This is a genomic window from Agilicoccus flavus (assembly GCF_014857905.1).
Lineage (GTDB): Bacteria > Actinomycetota > Actinomycetes > Actinomycetales > Dermatophilaceae > Agilicoccus > Agilicoccus flavus.
Window position 1 is genome coordinate 217,784 of sequence record NZ_JACYXE010000003.1, and the last position, 20,710, is coordinate 238,493.

Below are 20,710 nucleotides of genomic sequence, written 5' to 3' on the forward strand. Positions count from 1 at the left end.
TCTGCACCTGCCGCGCGCGGCCGACTCACTCGTCGGGGTGCTTGGCGCCGAACATGATGTCGTCCCACGACGGCACGCTCGCCCGGCTCTTGCGTCGGGAGGACGGACGCGGCGCCGGCCGCGGGGCGGAGGTGGCGTCGGTCGGGTCCGCGGCGGCCTCGGGGTCCGACGTCGTGGACGGGGCGGGGGCGGCAGGGGCGGCCGTGCCGTGGGCGGCCGGTCGGGTGTTCGGGGCCGACGTCGTCGCCGGAGAGGTCGGAGTGGCCGTCGCCGTGGGCTCGTCGGCCTGCCCGGGGGTGGCCGACGACGGCGACTGCGGCGTCGACGGCGTGTTCGGCGCCGAGGGCGTGTTCGGCGTCGGCGCCGCGGGGGTCGCGGCGGGCCGGGCGGAGCCCGTCGCGGCGGGTGAGCCCGACCGGGAGCGTGAGCGGGTCGTCCCGCCCGGGGCGGCCTTCTTCGCCGTGCGCCTGCGGGTGCGTGGGCCCGGCGCCGGTGTCGGTGCCGCGGGCGGCGTCGTGGTCGGAGCGGCGACCGTCGGGTCGTGGTCCACGACCTCGGGGTCGGGTGTGCCCGCCGCCTGCGAGCGGGTCCCCGTGACGGGGGCGGGACGGTCGACCGCCGCATCGTCACCGGCGTCGAGCGGCTCGGCGTCGGCGACCTCCGTGTCGTCGGTGACGTCGGTGTCGTCCATGACGTCTGTGTCGTCGGTGACGTGGGACTCCTGCCCGAGGGGCAGCTCCGGCTCGTGCACGTTCGCGGAGGCGACGGAGCGTTCGCGGACGGGTGCCGCGTCGGCGGCGACCCGCGGCCCCGGCTCCGATCCGGGCTCAGGGCGGGCGCCCGACGATCCGGGCCCGGACGCGGCGTCGGACACGGCATCGGATCCCGAGGGAACGGGGTCGAGATGGGTCTGCGGCGCGGTCACCCGGCGCGCCGACACGTGCTCGACGTGCGGGTCGATCTCGACGTGCGGCTCGTGCTCGACGTCCTCACGCTCGACGTCCTCGCGCTCGACCGCCCCCGGGCGGACCTCGCCACGACCGGCCTGCGCGGCCGGCTCGGGGTGCGCGTCGGGCCCGTCGGGGAGCGGGGCGTCGTGCGCCGCGGGCGGGGGGCCGTCGCGGCCGGGGTCGTAGCCGAAGGGCTCGAGGGGGACGGTGTCCGAGTCCGGCTCGACCCCCACGGTCGGCACGTGCGCGGGGGACCGGACCGTCGTCGGCGCGGCACCCGGTTCGAGGGCCGGGTCGACCAGGGGGCGGGGGTCCGCCGATCCCGGCAGGTCGAGCGACGGCGTCGCGCCCCGCCCGGTCCCGCCGGTGGCGAGACGGCGTGCGCCGCGTCGCCGCGAGAGAGCGGCGCTGCGCTCGCGCAGGTCGGTCATGAGGTCGCGGTCCTCGCCCCGCGGGCCCCGCGCCGGCTCGACCTCGGCGGCCCGAGGGCGATCGTCGTCCCCGCCGCGCGTCGCCGGGCCCTGCGGCCGGAGCGGACCGCGCGGGCCGGTGGCCGGGGCGATGACGTGGTCGGTCGCCGGACGGGCGGGCGGGGAGTCGTCTCCGCTGAGCCACCTCGCCTCGTCGTCGACGGGATCGGCCGTCATCGCGCTGCGGCTGAACGCCCACGAGGCGACCCGCGAACGCCCGCCCGCGGCGAAGCGCAACTCGACGGTCCACCGACCGTCCTCGCTGCGCCACGAGTCCCACTCGGCGCTGTCGGGGTCGACGCCGCGGGCCTCGAGGCGGTCGGCCACGCGGTCGCGCAGGGTGGTCACCGGCCCGCCGGAGGTACGCCCCCGCACGTGGGAGTCGCCGGCGATCGTCGCGACGTGGGCCCGTTCGGCGAGGATCGGGCCCTCGTAGCGGTGGACCTTCTCGATGGGCCAGCCGGCCCGCTCGGCGGTCTCCTGGGCGCTCGCGCCCGCGCGGATCATGGCCTGCACGTCCCGCGGCCGCAGGGGCTCGTCGGGAGCCGAACCGGTGGAGCGCACGCCGTGGTCGCGACGCAGCGCCGCCCGCAGCGCGTCGTCGAGGGGGAGCCGATACTCCGTGTCGCTCCCGTCCGCGCGGAGGAGGAGGTGTCGACCGTCCTCCTGGACGCCGATCAGGTGCAGGTCGGGCATCGTGGGCTCCGTCGGTTCGTCGGTCTGGGCTGCCGCGGGGAGTCCGTCCTGGTTCCCCCGGCGGCGTCCTCGTCTGCGTACGCGGTCCGGGTGATCGGTCGTGTGCCACCTCTCGGCAGTGCCGACTCTGCCACCCCTGCGCGCGCCGCGCCGGTGGCGCGCCGTCGGAAGGCAGGGTATCGGACACCGCTCCGTCGCCGTCGCGACCGCTCCCGCCCCGTCCCGCCACCCCTGCTATCCCTGCCACCCGTCCCGCCACCCCTGCTATCCCTGCCACCCGTCCCGCCGCCGTCTGCCACCCTCCCGCCATCGGCCCCACCCTCCCCCCGGTGTTCACCGTGGCCACGCAGGTCGACAATGGTGGACGTCGGCGGGTCGTGCGGCACGACCCCGGCGTCGCCGGACGACGCCCACGCGCCGGCGCCAGGAAGAGGAGCCGATGACCGCCCCCCAGGACCCCCTGCACCCCTACGACGCCGTGGTGCTCGTCTCGTTCGGCGGGCCCGAGGCGCCGCAGGACGTCATGCCGTTCCTCCGGCGTGTCACCGCCGGCAAGAACATCCCCGACGAGCGCCTCGCGGAGGTCGCCGAGCACTACGACGCCCGCGGCGGGCGCAGCCCGATCAACGACGAGTGCCGTGCCCTGCTCGCCGGCCTACGCGCCCGGCTCGACGAGGAGGGCAGCGCGACGCCGTTGGCGTGGGGCAACCGCAACGGGCCGCCCGAGCTGGACGAGACCCTCGCGCAGCTCCGCGCCCGGGGTGCGCACCGCGTGCTCGCCCTGCTGACGAGCGCCTACTCCTCCTACTCCTCGTGCCGGCAGTACCGCGAGAACCTCGCCGATGCGCTCACCGCGGCGGTCGCGGCCGACGCCACGCAGGGCGTGGCGGCCGGGCAGGACGCGTCCGGCCCGGCCGGCAGCGGCGCGCCGGCCGATCCGCTCGAGGTCGCCGCCGGGATGCGGATCGACAAGCTCGCGCCGTACGCCACCGACGCCGCCTTCGTGGACCCGAACGCCCGACTCGCGGCGGCGGCGTGGGAGCGGCTCACCCGGCGCACCCCCGGGCCCGCCCACCTCGTCTTCGTCACCCACTCGATCCCGCTCGCGATGAACGACGCGTCGGGCCCGGCCGGCACGTCGGGCGCCTACGTCGCGCAGCACGAGCACGTGGCCGCGCTGATCGCGCAGCGGGTGTCCGCCGAGGTCGGGACGGAGGTGCCGTGGACCCTCGCCTACTGCTCGAGGTCGGGCCCGCCGTCGCAGCCGTGGCTCGAGCCCGACGTCAACGACGAGATCCGGCGGCTCGCCGACGCGGGGGTGGCCGGCGTCGTCGTCGCGCCCATCGGCTTCGTCGCCGACCACATGGAGGTCGTGCACGACCTCGACGACGAGGCCGCGGGGACGGCGCAGGAGGCGGGGGTCGCGTTCGAGCGCGTGCCCACCGTCCGCGACGACCCCGAGTTCGTCGCCGGCCTCGTGCGGCTCATGCGCGAGCGGGCGGCGCTGGCGCGCGCGCAGGACGCGCCGGGCCGCCTCGGAGCAGGGGGCCCTGCCCAGTCCGCCGCGAACGCCGCGAGCGGGGACGGCGACGTCGACGTGCTCGCGCTGCCGCCGCGCTGCCTGCCGGGGTGCTGCGCCAACCTGCGCGGGGACCGGCCCGCCCTGTGCGGCAGCGAGCCCGTGGCGGCCCCGGCCGGGGTGACGGCGTGAGCGCCGCGTCGGCGGGCGACCTCGCCGCCCTCGAGGCGCTCGCCGCCGACCTGGCGCGCAGTGCCGGACGACTCGTCGTCGACGAGCGCCCGGAGCGGCTCGCCACGTCGACGAAGTCGAGCGACTCCGACGTCGTCACCGAGATGGACGCCCGGGCGGAGGCCTACCTCGTGGCGCGGCTCGCGGCGGAGCGCCCCGGGGACGGTGTCCTCGGCGAGGAGCGGGGCACGACGAGCGGCGACGGTCCGATCACGTGGGTCCTCGACCCCATCGACGGCACGGTCAACTACCTCTACGGCTCGCCCGAGTTCGCCGTGTCGGTGGCGGCGGTCGTCGGCGACCCGTCGCGGGACGGCGCCTGGGAGCCCGTCGCCGGCGCCGTCGCACAGCCCTCGACCGGCGTCGTCTTCCACGCGAGCCGGGGCGGGGGAGCGTGGCGCGAGGGCCCCGACGGGCGACGCGCGCTGCACGTGGGCCGGACCGACCGCCTCGACCTCACCCTGCTCGGGACGGGCTTCGGCTATCAGGCGCAGCGACGACGCGAGCAGGCGCAGGTGCTGCTCGAGCTCCTGCCGGTCGTGCGCGACATCCGCCGGGGCGGCAGCGCCGCGCTCGACCTGTGCGCCGTCGCCGACGGGCGGCTCGACGCCTACTACGAGCGGGGCGTGAACGCCTGGGACATCGCCGCGGGCTGGCTCGTCGTCACCGAGGCCGGGGGGCGCCTGGCCGGGGTGGGTTCGCACCGGCCCAACGCCGACGGCGTCATCGCCGCCGGGCCGGCCGTGTTCAACGACCTCGTGGCCCTCGTGGACCGGGCCGTGGGCCGCCCCTGAGTCCTCAGCCCGCCCGGGGACGGAACGGCTCGAGCTCGGGGATGTCGACGTCGTGCTCGAGCGCCGTGCGGGCGAGGGACTCGAGCTCGCCGAGGCGGATGCCCTCGAGGTGGTCGTCGTGTTCGTCGTGGGCAGTCCGCAACGACGACAGGGCGTCGTGGGTACGGGCGCGGAGCTGGGCGGTCAACATGGGCACGGGGGCACCTCCTGGGAACGGATCGGACGGCGACACGGTGGAACGGGCGGGGACGATCCGGCCCGAGGAACCGACCCCGCCGCGACGGGTCGAGCGCCTCGCGGACGGCCCCACCGGACGCCCGTCGAGCCGGTGGCGTCCTGCGCCCGAGCCTACGGGCCACCACCGACACGGCGGGTCCGGGCGCCCGCACTGTGGACGAGCGACCGGCTCGGCGGACACGACTCGACATTCGGGGTGATGTGGGCCACAATCACGCGAATTCGCGCGGTTTCGAGGCGGTCTGAGGGGGTTGAAAGGGCCGGCTGCACGATCCGACCCCGCCGATGAGGCACAATCCCCGCGGCGGGCACATATTCGGGCCCCGGCGCGTTGTCACCGCTCCGCGGGTCACGCGGAGCACAGACCGGTTCGACAAGGAGAAGAGTATCGATGGCCACTGACTACGACGCGCCACGAAAGACCGAGGACGACGACCTCAACGAGGACTCCATCGAGGAGCTGAAGTCGCGTCGGGTCGACCGCACCACCTCGAGCGTCGACGTCGACGAGGCGGAGCAGGCCGAGGGCTTCGAGCTGCCCGGCGCGGACCTGTCCGGGGAGGAGCTCTCCGTCCGGGTCATCCCCAAGCAGGCGGACGAGTTCACCTGCGGCAAGTGCTTCCTCGTCCACCACCGCAGCCAGTTGGCCCGTGAGGACCACGGCCTGCTCATCTGCTCGGAGTGCGCGAGCTGAGCGTGCGCGTACCCATCCGGCGCCTCGAGCCGGACCTCGAGCCGCCGTCGTACGCCCACCCCGGCGACGCGGGTCTCGACCTGCGAGCGGCGCGGGCCGTCCGCCTCACGCCGGGGGAGCGGGCCCTCGTCCCGACCGGCGTCGCGCTGGCCCTGCCGCCGGGGTACGTCGGGCTCGTCCATCCGCGCTCGGGCCTCGCCGCCCGGCACGGGATCACGGTGCTCAACGCGCCGGGCACGGTCGACGCGGGGTACCGGGGCGAGATCCTCGTCAACCTCGTCAACCTCGACCCGACGCAGACCTTCGAGGTGAGCCGGGGTGACCGGATCGCCCAGCTCCTCGTCCAGGAGGTGGCCCGGGTCGAGCTCGTCGAGGTCGACTCGCTCCCCGACAGCGTCCGGGGGGACACTGGACACGGGTCGACCGGCGGGTTCGCCGACCGGCTCGCGGACGGGTCCGCCGCATCCCCGGCCTGAGGGCCGCGGCACGACCGCACCACCCGCGCGGGCACTCCTCCCGCGCGCGGACCGGCGCCGCCGCCCGGCGGCGCGACGACGACACGAAGGACACGAGACGTCATGGCATGGTTCCGCCGCAAGCGACGCGACGACGGGGCGACCCCGCCGCGGCAGACCTCGACCGCCGCCGACGGGACCGGGGCCGACGCCGCCGCGCCCGCCCCGGAGGCGGGGGAGCGCCCGGACGCGACGACGGAGCGTTCCCCGGCCCCGGCCCCCGCGACGGGCGCCGACGCCACGTCCGCCCCGACGTCGGCGGATCCCGCCCAGGGCGCCCCGGGATCGGCCGACCCCGAGCTCGGCCCCTTCGACCGCGCGCAGATCGACGACGACGGCGGCTACGTCGACCTCGGCGCCGTCTGGGTGCCCGGGTTCGAGGGGCTCATGCTGACGATGGAGGTCGACGAGACGACCGGCGACGTCACGGCCGTGCGCGTCCACCACGGCGACTCGCTCCTGCAGCTCCAGGCCTTCGCCGCCCCCAAGTCCTCCGGCATCTGGGACGAGATCCGCGAGGAGCTCGTCGCGGGGGTCACCGGGCAGGGCGGCAGCGCCGAGACCTCCGACGGCCGGTTCGGCACCGAGGTGCTCGCCCGCATCCCCGGCCGGGGTGCCGACGGCCGCACGATCGTGCAGCCGATGCGGTTCGTCGGCGTCGACGGGCCCCGCTGGTTCCTGCGCGGCGTCCTGTCCGGGCCGGCGGCCTCCGACCCGGCCGTCGCCGCGCCCCTGCTCGACCTCTTCTCCCTCGTCGTCGTCGTGCGCGGCGACGAGCCGATGGCGCCGCGCGAGCTGCTCCCGCTGCAGCTTCCCGCGCAGGAGCCCGCCCCCGAGCCCGCCGGGCAGGACGAGGCCGCCCCCTCCGCCGCCACCGGGACCGACGACCTGCGCCCCTTCGAGCGCGGCCCCGAGATGACCGAGACCCGGTAGGCGGTGGCGACGTGTCCTTCGTGAGCCGCCTGCTCCATCGGCTGTCCGCGCCGTCGGAGGAACTCGAGACCGACGAGATCGTCGACCGGTGCCGCGCCTCCCACACGAACATCGGCGACCTCGCGGACCGCTCGCTCGTCGACGTCGTCGGGGTGGTGCGCGCCTTGACCTTCCCGCCGCGCCAGCGGGTGCCGGAACTCGTGGCCGACCTCTCCGACGGCACGGGCACGCTCGTGCTCGTGTGGCTCGGACGGCGCTCGATCCGCGGCATCGAGCCCGGCACCCTGCTGCGGGTCCGCGGGCGCGTCTGCCTGCGCCGCGGGCGCCCCACCGTCTTCAACCCCGCCTACGAGCTGCTGCCCGAGGGATCGGGTGGCGCGCCGGGCGGTGCGGACACGGGCGAGGCGTCGGCCGTCGCCTGAGCGGACACCCGGTCGCGAGGACACCGATCCGGTCCGGCGAGCTCACCGCGGCTCGGTGGGCTCCCTAGTCGTCGTCGTCGTCCTCACGGGCGGGCGCAGCCGGGTTGAGCAGCAGCTCGAGTTCGCGCTCGGTCTCGGTGTGGGTCACGAGGATGAGTTCGTCGCCGGGCTCGAGGAGGTCGTCGGGGGAGGGGGCGAGCGCCCGCTGTTCGCGCACGATGCACGTGAGCACCGTGTCGGCCGGCCAGGGGACGTCGGCGACGAGCCGGGTCGCCCAGGGGCTCGCGGCCGGCAGGGTCATCTCCACGAGCACGGCCTCCGACTGCTGGAACTCGAAGATCCGGACCAGCTCGCCGACGCTCACGGCCTCCTCGACCAGCGCCGTGATGAGGCGTGGGGTCGAGACGGCCACGTCGACGCCCCACCCCTCGTCGAACATCCACTCGTTCTTCGGGTTGTTGACCCGCGCGACCGTGCGCGGCACCCCGAACTCCGTCTTCGCGAGCAACGACACGACGAGATTGGCCTTGTCGTCGCCCGTCGCGGCGACGACGACGTCGCAGTTCTCGAGGCCGGCCTCGTGCAGCGCCGTGATCTCGCACGCGTCGGCCAGGAGCCAGGACGCGTCGGGGACGCGGCTGCTCTGGACGTCGTCGGCGTCGCGGTCGATGAGCAGCACCTCGTGCCCGTTGCCGAGGAGTTCGCGGGCGATGGACCGGCCGACGCTGCCGGCCCCGGCGATGACGACGCGCATGGTGGTTTCCTCTCGCGGCTGCTCTGGATGTCGTGCGGACGGGCGCGGTCAGTCGAGCGGGGCGGGCGGGCGCTCGAGGATCCGCTCGACCTCGGTGAGCCGATCGGAGGCGGTCACGACGTGCACGATGTCGGATTCCTGCAGGATCGTGCCGGGCTGGGGTACGAGGCCCTGGCCGAGGCGCGACAGGAAGGCGACGCGCGTGTCCGCGGCCTCCTCGACGGCGGTCACCGACCGCCCGACCCACTCGGCGTGCGTGGCCACCTCGGCGACGACCACGTTGCCGCTCGGGTCGGTGTACGCCGGGACGGCGCCGTGGGGCAGCAGCCGGCGCAGCATACGGTCGGCGGTCCAGCGGACGGTGCCGACGGTGGGGATGCCGAGGCGCTGGTAGATCTCGGCGCGACCGGGGTCGTAGATGCGGGCGACGACGTTGGCCACGCCGTACGTCTCCCGCGCGACGCGCGCGGCCAGGATGTTCGAGTTGTCGCCGCTGCTCACCGCAGCGAACGCGTAGGCGTGTTCGATGCCGGCCCGGACGAGGGTGTCGCGGTCGAAGCCCACCCCGGTGACGCGGCGACCCTCGAACTCGGGACCGAGTCGGCGGAACGACTCCCGTTCACGGTCGACGACGGCCACGTCGTGGCCGCGCGCCTCCAGGCTGAGCGCCAGCGTCGACCCCACGCGGCCGCAGCCCATGATCACGAAATGCACTCTCGAAACGCTACACCGCGGCGCGCGGTGGGCCCCCGCGCCGCGACGACGACCACCGGGTCGGCGGGCGCGCACGGTGGCGGTCCGATCTTGTCGGCGACGGGTCCTACAGTGAGCGGGTGCCGAACGTCAGTCGCGCTCTGAAGCGCGTGCTCGTGGGCCGGGCGATGCGCAGCGACCGTCTCGGAGAGACGCTCCTGCCCAAGCGGATCGCCCTCCCCGTGTTCGCCAGCGACGCCCTGTCGTCGGTGGCGTACGCCCCCGACGAGATCCTGCTCACCCTCGCGGTCGCGGGCGGCGCCCTCGCGGCGATCCACTCGTGGCAGATCGGCGTCGCCGTCGCGGTCGTCATGCTCGTCGTCGTCGCGTCGTACCGGCAGAACGTCCACGCCTACCCCTCCGGCGGCGGCGACTACGAGGTCGCGACGGAGAACCTCGGCGGCCGGGCCGGCGTGACGGTCGCGAGCGCGCTGCTCGTCGACTACGTGCTCACCGTCGCCGTCTCGGTGTCGTCGGGGGTCCAGAACGCGGGGGCCGCGCTGCCGTTCGTCCGGGGTCACGAGATGCCCGTCGCCGTCGGCGTCATCGTCGTCCTCACGACCGTCAACCTGCGTGGCGTGCGGGAGTCCGGCGCCGCGTTCGCCATCCCCACGTACGCGTTCATGATCGGCATCCTCGGCATGGCCGCGTGGGGCCTGGTGCGCCACCTGAGCGGCACCCTGCCCCCCGCCCCCAGCGCCGGCTTCGAGATCGCCCCCGAGCCCGGTCACGAGGCCCTCACCGGCGTCGCCCTCGTCTTCCTGCTGCTGCGCGCGTTCTCCTCGGGCTGCGCGGCCCTCACCGGCGTCGAGGCCATCTCGAACGGGGTGCCGGCCTTCCGGACCCCCAAGAGCCGAAACGCGGCCACGACGCTCCTGCTCATGGGCTCGCTGTCGGTGACGATGCTCCTGTCGATCATCGCGCTGGCCAAGGTGACCGGGCTGCAGTTCGCGGAGGACCCGGGCACCCAGCTCTTCCGGGACGGCGTGCCCGTGGGCGACGGCTACGTCCAGGAGACCGTCATCGGCCAGCTCGCGCACACCGTCTTCGACGGTTTCCCGCTCGGCGTCCTCTTCATCGCCGCCGTCACCGGCATCATCCTCGTCCTCGCGGCCAACACGGCCTTCAACGGCTTCCCGGTCCTCGCCTCCGTGCTCGCCCGCGACGGGTACCTGCCCCGGCAGCTCTCGCAGCGCGGCGACCGGCTCGCCTACAGCAACGGCATCGTCATCCTCGCCGGGGCGGCGATGATCCTCGTCGTCGCCTACGACGCCCAGGTGACCAAGCTGATCCAGCTCTACATCGTCGGGGTGTTCGTCTCGTTCACCCTGAGCCAGATCGGCATGGTCCGGCACTGGAACCGGCTGCTCGAGGCCGAGGACGACACCAAGGCCCGAGGCCGCATGACCCGGGCGCGCGCCGTCAACGCCGTCGGCGCCACGATGAGCGGGACGGTCCTGCTCGTCGTCCTCGTCACGAAGTTCACCCACGGCGCCGGGTACGCGGTCGTGGCGATGATCCTGCTCTTCTTCCTCATGCTCGGGATCCGCCGCCACTACGCGGCCGTCGCCCGCGAGCTGGCCCTGTCGGACGACCCGCGCGACGAACGGGCGATGCCCTCGCGGGTGCACGCCATCGTCCTTGTGAGCAAGATCCACAAGCCGACGATGCGCGCCCTCGCGTACGCGCGCGCCTCACGACCCTCCTACCTCGAGGCGCTGACGGTGGCGGTCGAGCCCGACGGCACCCGCGAGCTGCTGCGCGACTGGGACCGCCGGGGCATCCCCGTGCCGCTCAAGGCCCTCGACTCGCCGTACCGCGAGATCATCCGTCCCGTGCTCGAGTACGTGAAGGGGCTGCGGGCCGAGCACCCGCGCGACGTGCTCACCGTCTACGTGCCCGAGTACGTCGTCGGCCACTGGTGGGAGCACGTCCTGCACAACCAGAGCGCCCTGCGGCTCAAGGCGGCGCTGCTGTTCACCCCCGGCGTCATGGTCGTCAGCGTGCCGTGGCAGCTCGCGAGCTCCGAGGGAGGAGAGGCGATGTACACCGAGATGCGTGGCGTCGGCCGGGCCTCGGCGGCCGCGGGCGCCCACGGGGAGGACGCGTCGTGAGCGGGCCCTCGCTCGTCGGCCGCCGCCTGACGCTCGACTGCGGCGCGGTCGCGCACGGCGGGCACGTCGTGGCCCGCGACGACGACCGGGTCGTCTTCGTGCGCCACGCCCTTCCGGGCGAGCGCGTCGAGGCCGTGGTCACCAAGGGCCGCGAGCGGGACTCCTACCTGTTCGCCGACGCCGACCGGATCCTCGTCGCGGCTCCCGGGCGGGTCGAGCCCCGCTGTCCCGTCTCGGGTCCCGGGGGGTGCGGCGGGTGCGACTTCCAGCACGTCGACCTCGAGGTGCAGCGGAGCCTCAAGTCGGACGTCGTCACCGAACAGCTCGCGCGCCTCGCCGGGCTCGACCGCCGCGTCGAGGTCGCGCCGCTCCCGGGCGACGAGGACGGCCTGCGCTGGCGCACGCGCGTCGAGTTCGCCGTGGGTCGGGACGGGCGGGCCGGCCTGCGCCGCCACCGCAGCCACGACGTGGTGCCCCTGGCGGACTGCCCCATCGCCCGTCGCGAGGTGGTCGCCACCGGTGTGCTGGAGCGCCGGTGGCCCGGCCTTCGGGCCCTCGACGTCGTCGAACCGGGCGTGGGGGAGCCGGTCGTCGTGCCGATCCGCCCGAAGACGCCCGTCGACGCGCCGGTCGTCACCGAGCGCGTCACGGCCGGCGGCCACACCTACGACGTCGACGTCGACGCCCGCGGCTTCTGGCAGGTCCACCCCGGTGCCGCGACGACGTTCGTCACCCGGGTGCTCGACCTTCTCTCCCCACGCGGGGGGGAGCGGGCCCTCGACCTCTACGCCGGCGTCGGCCTCTTCGGCCGCGCGCTCGCCGACGCGGTCGGGCCGGACGGCGCCGTCCTCGCCGTCGAGACCGACGAGCGCGCCGTCGAGCTGGGGGCGGCGGGGGCCGCCGGCATCGACCAGCTCGAGTTCCGCGCCCAGCCCACGCACGAGGCGCTCGCGCCCCTGCTCGCCGGCGGCGACGAGGTCGACCTCGTCGTCCTCGACCCGCCCCGCTCCGGGGCCGGACGCGCCGTCATGGCCGACGTCCTCGCCCTCGGCCCCCGCGCGGTGGCCTACGTCGCCTGCGACCCGGCGGCGCTCGCCCGCGACCTGCGCGACGTCGGCGAGCACGGGTACGTCGTGGCGGAGATCGAGGCGTACGACGCCTTCCCCATGACGCACCACGTCGAGACGATCGCCGTGCTCCGTCCGGGTGTCGCGGACCCCGCGGTTTGATAGAATTATCTCGACATCGAGATAATGTGGCGGATCATGCGGATCGCGGCAGACCGCCGACCCGATCCACGGGACGTCACCGCAGGGCGACGGTCGTCGACGTCGCGGCGGGACGGCCGCCGCCGGCACCGCAGAGCAACCCGGACCGCAGGCCCACCGGGACAGCAGAGCCACCCGTACCGCAGTCAGCACGTAGCGAAGGAGCCAATTCGTGAGCCAGGACAGCTTCACCAGCAAAGGGACGCTGAGCGTCGGCGACGCCGAGTACGAGATCTACCGCATCGCCTCGGTCGACGGGGCTCAGACCTTGCCCTACAGTCTCAAGGTGCTCCTCGAGAACCTCCTGCGCACGGAGGACGGCGCGAACATCACCGCCGACCACATCCGGGCGCTCGGCAACTGGGACGAGAACGCCCAGCCCGACACCGAGATCCAGTTCACCCCGGCCCGCGTCATCATGCAGGACTTCACCGGCGTGCCCTGCATCGTCGACCTCGCCACGATGCGCGAGGCCGTCGAGGACCTCGGCGGCAGCGCCGAGAAGGTCAACCCGCTCTCGCCCGCCGAGCTCGTTATCGACCACTCGGTGCAGATCGACGTCTACGGGCGCTCCGACGCGTTCGCGCGCAACGTCGAGTTCGAGTACCAGCGCAACGGCGAGCGCTACCAGTTCCTGCGCTGGGGCCAGGGCGCCTTCGACGACTTCAAGGTCGTCCCGCCCGGCACCGGCATCGTCCACCAGGTCAACATCGAGCACCTCGCGCGCGTCGTCATGGAGCGCGACGGCGTGGCCTACCCCGACACGTGCGTCGGCACCGACTCACACACGACGATGGAGAACGGTCTCGGCGTGCTCGGCTGGGGCGTCGGCGGCATCGAGGCCGAGGCCGCGATGCTCGGCCAGCCCGTCTCGATGCTCATCCCGCGGGTCGTCGGGTTCAAGCTCTCCGGCGAGATCCCCGCGGGCGTCACGGCGACGGACGTCGTCCTGACGATCACGCAGATGCTGCGCGAGCACGGCGTCGTCGGCAAGTTCGTCGAGTTCCACGGCGAGGGCGTCGCGTCGATCCCGCTGGCCAACCGCGCGACGATCGGCAACATGAGCCCCGAGTTCGGCTCGACCTGCGCGATCTTCCCCATCGACGACGTGACGATGGAGTACCTGCGCCTGACCGGCCGCAGCGACGAGCAGGTCGCGCTCGTGGAGGCGTACGCCAAGGAGCAGGGCATGTGGCACGACCCCGACCGCGAGCTGCGCTTCTCGGAGCACCTCGAGCTCGACCTGTCGACGGTCGTGCCGAGCATCGCCGGCCCGAAGCGCCCGCAGGACCGCATCCTCCTCTCGGAGGCGAAGGACTCGTTCCGCAAGGTGCTGCCCACGTACGTCGACGGCGACGAGGGCGACGCGGGCGCGGCCTCCAGCTTTCCGGCCAGCGACCCGACCCCGCAGGGGTCCGACGAGGGTCAGAACGGCGGCAGCAAGCCCGCGAGCGAAGGCAACGGGTCGAGCCGCCCCCACAAGCGCGTGACCGTCTCGCGGGACGGCCAGTCCTTCGAGATCGACCACGGCATCGTCTCGATCGCCTCGATCACCTCGTGCACGAACACCTCCAACCCCTCGGTCATGCTCGCCGCGGGCCTGCTCGCGAAGAAGGCGAGCGAGAAGGGCCTCAAGGTCAAGCCGTGGGTGAAGACGTCGATGGCCCCCGGGTCGAAGGTCGTCACCGAGTACTACGAGAAGGCCGGGCTGTGGCCGGCGCTGCAGGACCTCGGCTACCACCTCGTCGGCTACGGCTGCACGACGTGCATCGGCAACTCGGGCCCGCTGCCCGAGGACGTGTCGGCGGCCGTCAACGAGAACGACCTCGCCGTCACCTCGGTGCTCTCGGGCAACCGCAACTTCGAGGGTCGGATCAACCCCGACGTCAAGATGAACTACCTCGCCTCGCCGCCGCTCGTCGTCGCCTACGCCCTCGCCGGGACGATGGACTTCGACTTCGAGTCCGAGGCGCTGGGGCAGGACTCGGACGGCAAGGACGTCTTCCTGCAGGACATCTGGCCGAGCGCCGACGAGGTCCAGTCGACGATCGACTCCTCGATCGACCGCGACATGTTCCTCACCCAGTACGCCGACGTGTTCGCCGGCGACGAGCGCTGGACGGGCCTCGACACCCCCGAGGGCAACACCTTCGAGTGGGACCCGCAGTCCACCTACGTCCGCAAGCCCCCGTATTTCGACGGCATGACGATGGAGCTCACGCCGGTCGAGGACATCTCCGGCGCCCGGGTGCTCGCCAAGCTGGGTGACTCGGTCACCACCGACCACATCAGCCCGGCGGGGTCGATCAAGGCCGACAGCCCGGCGGGGCTCTACCTCGCCGAGCACGGCGTCGACAAGAAGGACTTCAACTCCTACGGCAGCCGCCGCGGCAACCACGAGGTGATGATCCGCGGCACCTTCGCGAACATCCGCCTGCGCAACCAGCTCCTCGACGGCGTCGAGGGCGGGTTCACGCGCAACTTCCTGGCGGGCGGCGAGCAGACGAGCATCTTCGAGGCGTCGGAGGCCTACCAGGAGGCGGGCGTCCCGCTCGTCATCCTCGCGGGCAAGGAGTACGGCTCTGGGTCGTCGCGCGACTGGGCCGCGAAGGGCACGCGCCTGCTCGGGGTCAAGGCCGTCATCGCCGAGAGCTACGAGCGCATCCACCGCTCGAACCTCATCGGGATGGGCGTCTTGCCCCTGCAGTTCCCCGAGGGCAAGACCGCGGCCGACCTCGGTCTCGACGGCACCGAGACCTTCGAGATCACCGGCGTCACCGAGCTCAACGAGGGAAAGACGCCCAAGACGGTGCACGTCAAGGCCGCCAAGGACGGCGGCGAGGCCGTGGAGTTCGACGCGGTGGTCCGCATCGACACCCCCGGCGAGCGCGAGTACTACCTCAACGACGGCATCCTGCAGTACGTGCTGCGCCAACTCGCCGGTGCCTGAGCAGATCGGCTCGGATCCCAGAGAAGCTGGTCGCTGACTCGCTGCCATCGGCGATCGCACTGGGGTCTCGCACACGCGCCCCGTCAGGTTTCGGCCTGGCGGGGCGCGCATCGTGTCGGTCCGTATTCGTCCTGTGTCTGCGCAGTTCGTGACGTCGGGGTCGGGCCTACGGACGCCCGTCAGGGCGGTCGGCACGTCCGCGGCCCGACCCGCAGTGGCTCACTGCGTGGCAACGGGCAGAACACGGGACGGCCGAGACCGGCGACGACGTCTCGGAGGGGTGTGCGGTGTGGACCTGCTCCAGGTAGACGGTGCTGTCGTCCACGTAGACCTTCTCGGCCTGCTTCGTGGCGTACTTCAGCACGTACTCCGACCTCGTCGCCGGTCGCGGGACCAGCATCTTCTTGGGCATGATCAGGGACGCTGCACGACCGCACGACCGACAGGATCGTCGTGCTCGTCGAGCCACACGACCGGTCGGGAGGCCAGGCCCGCGGCGATCGCCGCGGCCGTCTCGCGCCAGCTCGTGAGCGTCGCAATGGCCAGGTGCGGCTGATGCGTGGAGAAGGACGCCCGCGCGGCGTCGACGGGGTCCCGAGCGCACTCGTCCCGATCCCGCGCGCTCAGCGCGTACATCCACGGGTAGCGGTCGGCGACAAGCTCGGTCAGGGGGCCGTCCTCGAGGGACACCGTGATGAGTGTCGCCGCGATGTGCAGGAGCTCGGACCGGGTTCCTCCCACCCACCCTCCCCCGGAGCCGGCGTGGCGTCACCGGTATCGGGGCCACGGGCGGGGCTCTGTGAGGCGTGAGCGGGGGTCGTCGTGCCCCAAGGTCGCCCGGACGAGGTCGGCCTTCCCCCGCGGGGGCATGGTCGCGAACATCCGCCACATCGAGCCCAGGAGCGGGCCCGGGCCGGCGGAGCGGCTCAGGAACGCGCGCTGGGAGTCGGCGGGCAGGCGGCCGAAGGCGTCGAAGAGGTCGAGGGTGCCGTCGACGCTCAGGCGCAGCAGGGCCCGCAGGCCCGCCTCGCGCAGGGCCTGCGCGCCGGCGGGCGCGGTCGGCGGGCGCGGCTCGCCCCCGGCGGCGAGGGTCGCCGCGAGCGCCGGGGCCGTGCGCAGGGAGTGCGCCACCGAGTAGCCGGTGACGATGTTGCCGCCGCGGCCGCCGACGCCGACGGCGATCGTCCCGGCCGGCGGCGGGGCGTCGCGGCCGCGCATGGGGATGACCACGTGCTCGGTCGCGAGGGGGTGGTCCACGGCGGCCGGGTCGACACCGCGTCGCAGGAGCCGGGTCCGCAACCGACGTCGGAGCTCGGGCAGGTCCACCGCGGGCGCGGCGGCGAGCGCGGTCTCCTCCAGGAGGACCCGTCCCGCCCCGAGCGGCACGGCGTACAGGAACGTCGGCACCCCGGCCGCGGGGCCGCCGTCGGCTCCCGCCGCATCGGCCCCCGCCGCGCGCCGCGCGCCGCCGGTCGAGTCCGATCGCCAGTCGGTGCGCCAGTCCATGAGCAGGGCGGGATGTCCGTCGAGGGCGGGGGCCGCGGCGGCCTCGGGGACGACGACGCCGTAGGCGGTCTGAGCCGGGGCCGCGTCGGTGACCTCGACGCCCCGCCGGTCGGCGCCGAGGGAGCCGCCGTCGCCCGACGGCCTGGCTCCCCGGGCGTCCACGACCACCGGCACGTGGGCCGCCAGGGCGCTCACGTCGTCGTCGGTGAGCCGGCGCGCGCGGATGTCCACCCCGTCCAGGTGCAGATGCCGCTGGAGGGCGGCGTTGTCGAGGACGACGTACGTGCGGGGGAGCGGGTGCGCGCCCCGGGCCACGATGACGGGTCCGTCCGTGCGGGAGCGGGCGACGTGCCCCGGCAGGTCGTCGATCTCGTCGGCCCAGACCCCGTACGTCGGGCGCCACGGGGCGTCGGGGGCCGGGTCGAGGGCGAGGACGCGCAGCCCGGCGGCGGCGCAGTGGTGGGCGAGCGCCCGCCCCGCCGGCCCGAGGCCGACGACGGCGACGTCGTGGCCCCCGACCGGGATGGGCCGCTCCGCGCCGTCGCTCACGCCGCTCCCCGGCCCTCGTCGCCGCTGTCGGCACCGTCGCCGCCCTCATCCTCGTCCTCGCCTCCGCCCCCGCCCCGGCCGTCGCCGATCTCGCCGCTGCGGCGGTCGAGCGAGGGGCGGGCGGCCGCGGCCGCGAACGCCTCCGGTGCGCTGACGACGCGCCGCTGGGCGTAGTCGAAGAAGACGATGCCGGTCTTCGCGGTGGCGACGACCGCGTCGTCGGCCTCGCGGACGACGCGGTAGAGGACGTCGCCGCCGACACGCGTGAGGTCGTCGAGGCCGAGGTCGAACCGCAGCTCGTCGCGCAGGCCCACCTCGCGGCGGTAGGTGACCGCGAGGTCGACCATGATGACGCCCGGCGTGGGGGCGCCGTCGGGGCCGGTCCCGCCCTCCTCGGGGACGCCGAGGTCGTGCAGGAACCGGCTGCGCGCCTCGCCGAGGAGGCTGACGAGCCGGTCGTTGCCGAGGTGGCCGCCGAGGTTGACGTCGTCGAAGCGGACGACGAGCCGGGTCGAGTACGTGAAGCGCGCGTCGGAGTGGTCGAGGCGGAGGCGGGGCATGCCGCTCATCATCGCCGGTCCGACCCCGTCGGCGACGCTCGGGTGCGTCGGTGCGGGCCGGTGGTCGGGCGGCGCCCGTGGACCGCATCCGCGGGCTCCGGGCGGTCGGCCGGGCGGTCGGGGGAGGCTGTCGGTGCCCGCGGGCACACTGGCGTCGTGAACGAACGCCGGACCCCGCCCGGGTGGCCGCCGGGCGTCCCGCCGCCCGGTAGCCCCGGGTGGCAGGACGCCGCCGTCGCCTGGCTGCTCGACCAGTGCCCCGCCGACTACCGCGCCTACGGGGCCTGGCGGCGCCATCCCGTCGCGCTCGCGTGGATCGCGGCGCGGCACGTCGAGGGGCAGGTCGTCGTCATGCGGGACGCCTACCGGCAGGTCCGCGTCGAGCTCGGTGAGCACGTCGAGCCGCGCGCGCTGCCCGAGATCCTCGGGGCCCTGGAGCGGGAGGGCCTGCGGCTGAGGGCGAACGCCCACGCGGCCGCGCTCGTCCGCGACGCGCTCCAGGGTGTGCCGTACACGCCGCGGCTCTAGGAGACTGATCGACGATCCCGTCGGCCGGCCCGCCGCTGATCGGCGGCTTTGCTCAGCGCCCTCCTGGCATGGGGCGAGGGCCGCGGCCCGGAACGTACACCCACCGAGCGGCGAGACGGGTCGACACGGTGCGTCTCGGCCCACGTCGGACAGGTGGGCGGGCCGCCGGTCAGGACGTGGCGGCGGAGTCCCCGGGCTCGGCCGGCACGGACGGCGCCGTCCGGGCGTCGGCCCTCAGCCGCGCCCGGAGCCGGGCGGCGGCGTCGTCGAGGCGCGCCGGGTCCGGGTCGTGGTCGGCGTTGTGGAGGTCGAAGTCCGCGGGCCCCCACGCCGGCCACACGTGGACGTGCGTGTGGGGCACCTCGAACCCCTCGCACAGCAGGCCCACGCGCGGGGACTCCCACTCGGCCTGCGCGGCGCGGCCGACGTGCCGCGCGACCTCCGTGAGGTGGGCCCACAGGTCGGGGTCGGTATCTGTCCACTGGGCCGTCTCCCCCCGCGGGACGACCAACGTGTGCCCGTCCCGCAGGGGGGCGATGGTGAGGAACGCGACGCAGCGCTCGTCGGCCCAGACGAATCGTCCGGGGATCTCGCCGTCGATGATCTTGCTGAACAAGGTCGCCATGGCCCGAGCCTACGGGCCGGGCCGGCCGGCGTCCCGGCCGGTTTCGGTCGTCCAGGCGCGGGCGAGGCCCCCGTCGGCGAGCGCGGCGCGGACGCGTTCCCGGGCGCGGGGGTCCGCGGCCAGACGCCGCGCCGCGTCGGCCGGCGACCCGCCCACGAGGTGGGTCAGCGTGGGGACGCCGGCGAGCGCCGTGAGGATCGCCGCCTGGGGGCCGAGGGCCGCCGGGCCGCCGCCGAGGTCCACGACACCGTGGCGGGACACGTACAGCTCGGCCGCCGCGATCTCCGCCCCGGCCACGACGAGCCGCGCGCCGCCGGGCAGCGGGAGCCGGTCGTAGTTGGGCTCCGTCGCGTCGAGCGCGGCGAGACCGGCCGCGTCGAGCCAGGCCACGACGACGTCCGAGACCGCGTGCGGGTCGCGGTAGGGGGCGGCTGCCACGTAGCCGCGCAGGCTCACGTGCGCGGAGTGCCCGACGCCAAGCCCCTGCAACCGCCCGGGCGCGACGACCACGGCCGGCCCGTCCGCCGGAAGCTTGGCCGCGAGCACCTCGGGGGAGGCGTTGGACCCGACCGCGACGACGGCGCGCAGGTCCGGATCCCGCGGAGGGGTCACCGGCCCCGGGACGAAGCGCCCCTCCCGCAGCACGCCGGGGCGCCCCGGCAGGGTCCACCAGGGGTAGTCCGAGGGCGAGAGGGCCGCCCGGTCGCCGCCGCCCGCCGGCGACGCGGTCCGGGCGCAAGGATGAGGCGGCGTCCCGGCCGGGACGGCTCGGGGCCGGCTCACGTCGGCCGCCGCTCGAGGCGGTAGTGCAGCCGGGCGGCGCGGCGGGAGCCGAACGCGAGGTCGTGGTCGGTGCGCAGGACGCCCTCGTCGTCGACGAAGACGCGGAACTCCTCGTGGATGGGCGCGCGGGCGGCGTGCGCGCCGCCCCGGTGCCGGACGACGACGTAGGCGCCGTCGGCCCCGAACGGCCCGGCGGGGGAGGAGAGGACGAGCGAGCCGTCGGGGTCCGCCCGCGGGCGCAGGAACACCTGCACGTTGCCCTCCTCGAGGGGGAAAGCGACGTGGACGCTCGGCCGGTCCGAGCCGGGCAGCGGCCGGACCGAGTAGCACCCGCTGTAGAGGGTGGCGCCGCTCGCGCGCAGGCGCCGCAGCCAGGCGGCCGCGACCTGTTCGCCCGATCCGTCGAGGAGGAGGCGGACGTCGCTGTCGACGCCCCGGGCCACGTCCAACGGGCGGGTCGGGAGCGCGAGCTGGCCGACGCGGCGCCCGAACCAGCGCGCGACGAGGGCCCCGCCGGGGGCGAACAGCGGGCTCCACTGCGTCCACACCTCCATGCGCCACGCGCCGGTGTGCTCGTAGAAGTCGCGGACGAGCGGATGGAGGTCGCTCGCCGCGAACCCGGGCCCGTCGAGATCGGCCATGTCGCGCAGCAGGCCGCCGTCGGCGACGCGCCGGACCCGCCCACCCAGCCGCTGCGCGTAGGCCTCGACCCACGTGTCGTCGACGCGGGAGGCGCTCACCCACGGGGCGTCGAGCCAGGCGTGCGCGCCGCGCAGGTCGACGGGCCGACCCACCGTGCGCCAGAACGCCCGGGTCGCCGCGTCGAGGCGGGCGGCGGCCGGGGTGCTCATCCCGCCAG

The 20,710-nt window shown here is 74.9% G+C and carries 21 protein-coding genes; 10 read left to right on the plus strand and 11 right to left on the minus strand.

Annotated elements, in window-relative coordinates; genetic code table 11:
* Nucleotides 1-25: 25 nt before the first annotated feature.
* Nucleotides 26-2,116, minus strand: a complete 2,091-nt coding sequence (sepH, locus tag ICW24_RS06800; RefSeq protein ID WP_226344963.1) for a septation protein SepH — start codon at nt 2,114-2,116, stop codon at nt 26-28.
* A 439-nt stretch (nt 2,117-2,555) separates the two neighbouring features.
* On the opposite strand from sepH, the gene ICW24_RS06805 reads away from it, so the two are divergent.
* Both ICW24_RS06805 and ICW24_RS06810 read left to right on the plus strand, forming a co-directional pair.
* A complete protein-coding gene (locus ICW24_RS06805; RefSeq protein WP_226344964.1) occupies nt 2,556-3,827 on the plus strand; it encodes a ferrochelatase in 1,272 nt (423 codons plus the stop codon).
* The gene (locus ICW24_RS06810) at nt 3,824-4,660 is read left to right on the plus strand and encodes an inositol monophosphatase family protein (RefSeq protein WP_226344965.1); all 837 of its coding nucleotides are present in this window, start codon (nt 3,824-3,826) and stop codon (nt 4,658-4,660) included. The genes ICW24_RS06805 and ICW24_RS06810 overlap by 4 nt, the downstream gene beginning before the upstream one ends.
* A gap of 4 nt (nt 4,661-4,664) precedes the next feature.
* Here ICW24_RS06810 and ICW24_RS06815 read toward each other — a convergent pair whose 3' ends face one another.
* Nucleotides 4,665-4,850, minus strand: coding sequence for a hypothetical protein (locus ICW24_RS06815; protein ID WP_226345081.1), 186 nt, complete (start codon nt 4,848-4,850; stop codon nt 4,665-4,667).
* A gap of 438 nt (nt 4,851-5,288) precedes the next feature.
* Between ICW24_RS06815 and ICW24_RS06820 the strand changes: the two genes are divergently transcribed.
* The 4 genes from ICW24_RS06820 (at nt 5,289) to ICW24_RS06835 (ending at nt 7,461) form a co-directional block, all read left to right on the plus strand.
* Complete coding sequence (locus tag ICW24_RS06820) at nt 5,289-5,591, plus strand: DUF4193 domain-containing protein (RefSeq protein ID WP_226344966.1); 303 nt, start codon at nt 5,289-5,291, stop codon at nt 5,589-5,591.
* A 2-nt stretch (nt 5,592-5,593) separates the two neighbouring features.
* Nucleotides 5,594-6,067 (plus strand): dUTP diphosphatase, encoded by a 474-nt coding sequence (gene dut / locus ICW24_RS06825; RefSeq protein ID WP_307781305.1) that lies wholly within the window; start codon nt 5,594-5,596, stop codon nt 6,065-6,067.
* A 102-nt stretch (nt 6,068-6,169) separates the two neighbouring features.
* Nucleotides 6,170-7,039: a DUF3710 domain-containing protein gene (locus ICW24_RS06830; RefSeq protein ID WP_226344968.1), complete on the plus strand. Its 870-nt coding sequence runs from the start codon at nt 6,170-6,172 to the stop codon at nt 7,037-7,039.
* Between the two features lie 20 nt (nt 7,040-7,059).
* Nucleotides 7,060-7,461: an OB-fold nucleic acid binding domain-containing protein gene (locus ICW24_RS06835; protein WP_226344969.1), complete on the plus strand. Its 402-nt coding sequence runs from the start codon at nt 7,060-7,062 to the stop codon at nt 7,459-7,461.
* A gap of 64 nt (nt 7,462-7,525) precedes the next feature.
* Here the strand turns inward: ICW24_RS06835 and ICW24_RS06840 are convergent, their stop codons facing one another.
* Entirely contained in the window at nt 7,526-8,215 is a 690-nt protein-coding gene (locus ICW24_RS06840; RefSeq protein ID WP_226344970.1) for a potassium channel family protein, read from the minus strand.
* 48 nt (nt 8,216-8,263) lie between these two features.
* Nucleotides 8,264-8,929 carry a potassium channel family protein gene (locus tag ICW24_RS06845; protein WP_226344971.1) on the minus strand — a complete coding sequence of 222 codons (666 nt, stop codon included), beginning with the start codon at nt 8,927-8,929 and terminating at the stop codon, nt 8,264-8,266.
* A gap of 167 nt (nt 8,930-9,096) precedes the next feature.
* Between ICW24_RS06845 and ICW24_RS06850 the strand changes: the two genes are divergently transcribed.
* From ICW24_RS06850 to acnA, 3 genes are all read left to right on the plus strand, one after another.
* The gene (locus tag ICW24_RS06850; protein WP_264176343.1) at nt 9,097-11,082 is read left to right on the plus strand and encodes an APC family permease; all 1,986 of its coding nucleotides are present in this window, start codon (nt 9,097-9,099) and stop codon (nt 11,080-11,082) included.
* A complete protein-coding gene (locus tag ICW24_RS06855) occupies nt 11,079-12,311 on the plus strand; it encodes a class I SAM-dependent RNA methyltransferase (protein ID WP_226344973.1) in 1,233 nt (410 codons plus the stop codon). Before ICW24_RS06850 ends, ICW24_RS06855 begins: the two co-directional genes overlap by 4 nt.
* A gap of 211 nt (nt 12,312-12,522) precedes the next feature.
* Nucleotides 12,523-15,300 carry an aconitate hydratase AcnA gene (acnA, locus tag ICW24_RS06860; protein WP_226344974.1) on the plus strand — a complete coding sequence of 926 codons (2,778 nt, stop codon included), beginning with the start codon at nt 12,523-12,525 and terminating at the stop codon, nt 15,298-15,300.
* Between the two features lie 166 nt (nt 15,301-15,466).
* Here acnA and ICW24_RS06865 read toward each other — a convergent pair whose 3' ends face one another.
* From ICW24_RS06865 to ICW24_RS06880, 4 genes are read right to left on the minus strand one after another with little or no spacing between them, the layout of a single operon-like run.
* Nucleotides 15,467-15,712, minus strand: a complete 246-nt coding sequence (locus ICW24_RS06865) for a hypothetical protein (protein ID WP_226344975.1) — start codon at nt 15,710-15,712, stop codon at nt 15,467-15,469.
* Between the two features lie 2 nt (nt 15,713-15,714).
* Entirely contained in the window at nt 15,715-16,041 is a 327-nt protein-coding gene (locus tag ICW24_RS06870) for a hypothetical protein (protein WP_226344976.1), read from the minus strand.
* Between the two features lie 27 nt (nt 16,042-16,068).
* Nucleotides 16,069-17,355: a lycopene cyclase family protein gene (locus tag ICW24_RS06875; protein WP_226344977.1), complete on the minus strand. Its 1,287-nt coding sequence runs from the start codon at nt 17,353-17,355 to the stop codon at nt 16,069-16,071.
* A complete protein-coding gene (locus ICW24_RS06880; protein WP_226344978.1) occupies nt 17,352-17,915 on the minus strand; it encodes an acyl-CoA thioesterase in 564 nt (187 codons plus the stop codon). The genes ICW24_RS06875 and ICW24_RS06880 overlap by 4 nt, the downstream gene beginning before the upstream one ends.
* 156 nt (nt 17,916-18,071) lie before the next feature.
* Between ICW24_RS06880 and ICW24_RS06885 the strand changes: the two genes are divergently transcribed.
* Complete coding sequence (locus ICW24_RS06885; protein WP_226344979.1) at nt 18,072-18,443, plus strand: hypothetical protein; 372 nt, start codon at nt 18,072-18,074, stop codon at nt 18,441-18,443.
* Nucleotides 18,444-18,612: 169 nt separating this feature from the next.
* On the opposite strand, the gene ICW24_RS06890 is transcribed toward ICW24_RS06885, so the two are convergent.
* Genes ICW24_RS06890 through ICW24_RS06900 form a run of 3 tightly spaced genes read right to left on the minus strand, consistent with a single transcriptional unit; the run spans nt 18,613 to nt 20,702 of the window.
* A complete protein-coding gene (locus ICW24_RS06890) occupies nt 18,613-19,068 on the minus strand; it encodes an HIT family protein (RefSeq protein WP_226344980.1) in 456 nt (151 codons plus the stop codon).
* Nucleotides 19,069-19,077: 9 nt separating this feature from the next.
* Nucleotides 19,078-19,851 carry a hypothetical protein gene (locus ICW24_RS06895; RefSeq protein WP_226344981.1) on the minus strand — a complete coding sequence of 258 codons (774 nt, stop codon included), beginning with the start codon at nt 19,849-19,851 and terminating at the stop codon, nt 19,078-19,080.
* The gene (locus ICW24_RS06900; protein ID WP_226344982.1) at nt 19,848-20,702 is read right to left on the minus strand and encodes a hypothetical protein; all 855 of its coding nucleotides are present in this window, start codon (nt 20,700-20,702) and stop codon (nt 19,848-19,850) included. Before ICW24_RS06900 ends, ICW24_RS06895 begins: the two co-directional genes overlap by 4 nt.
* Nucleotides 20,703-20,710: the final 8 nt, after the last annotated feature.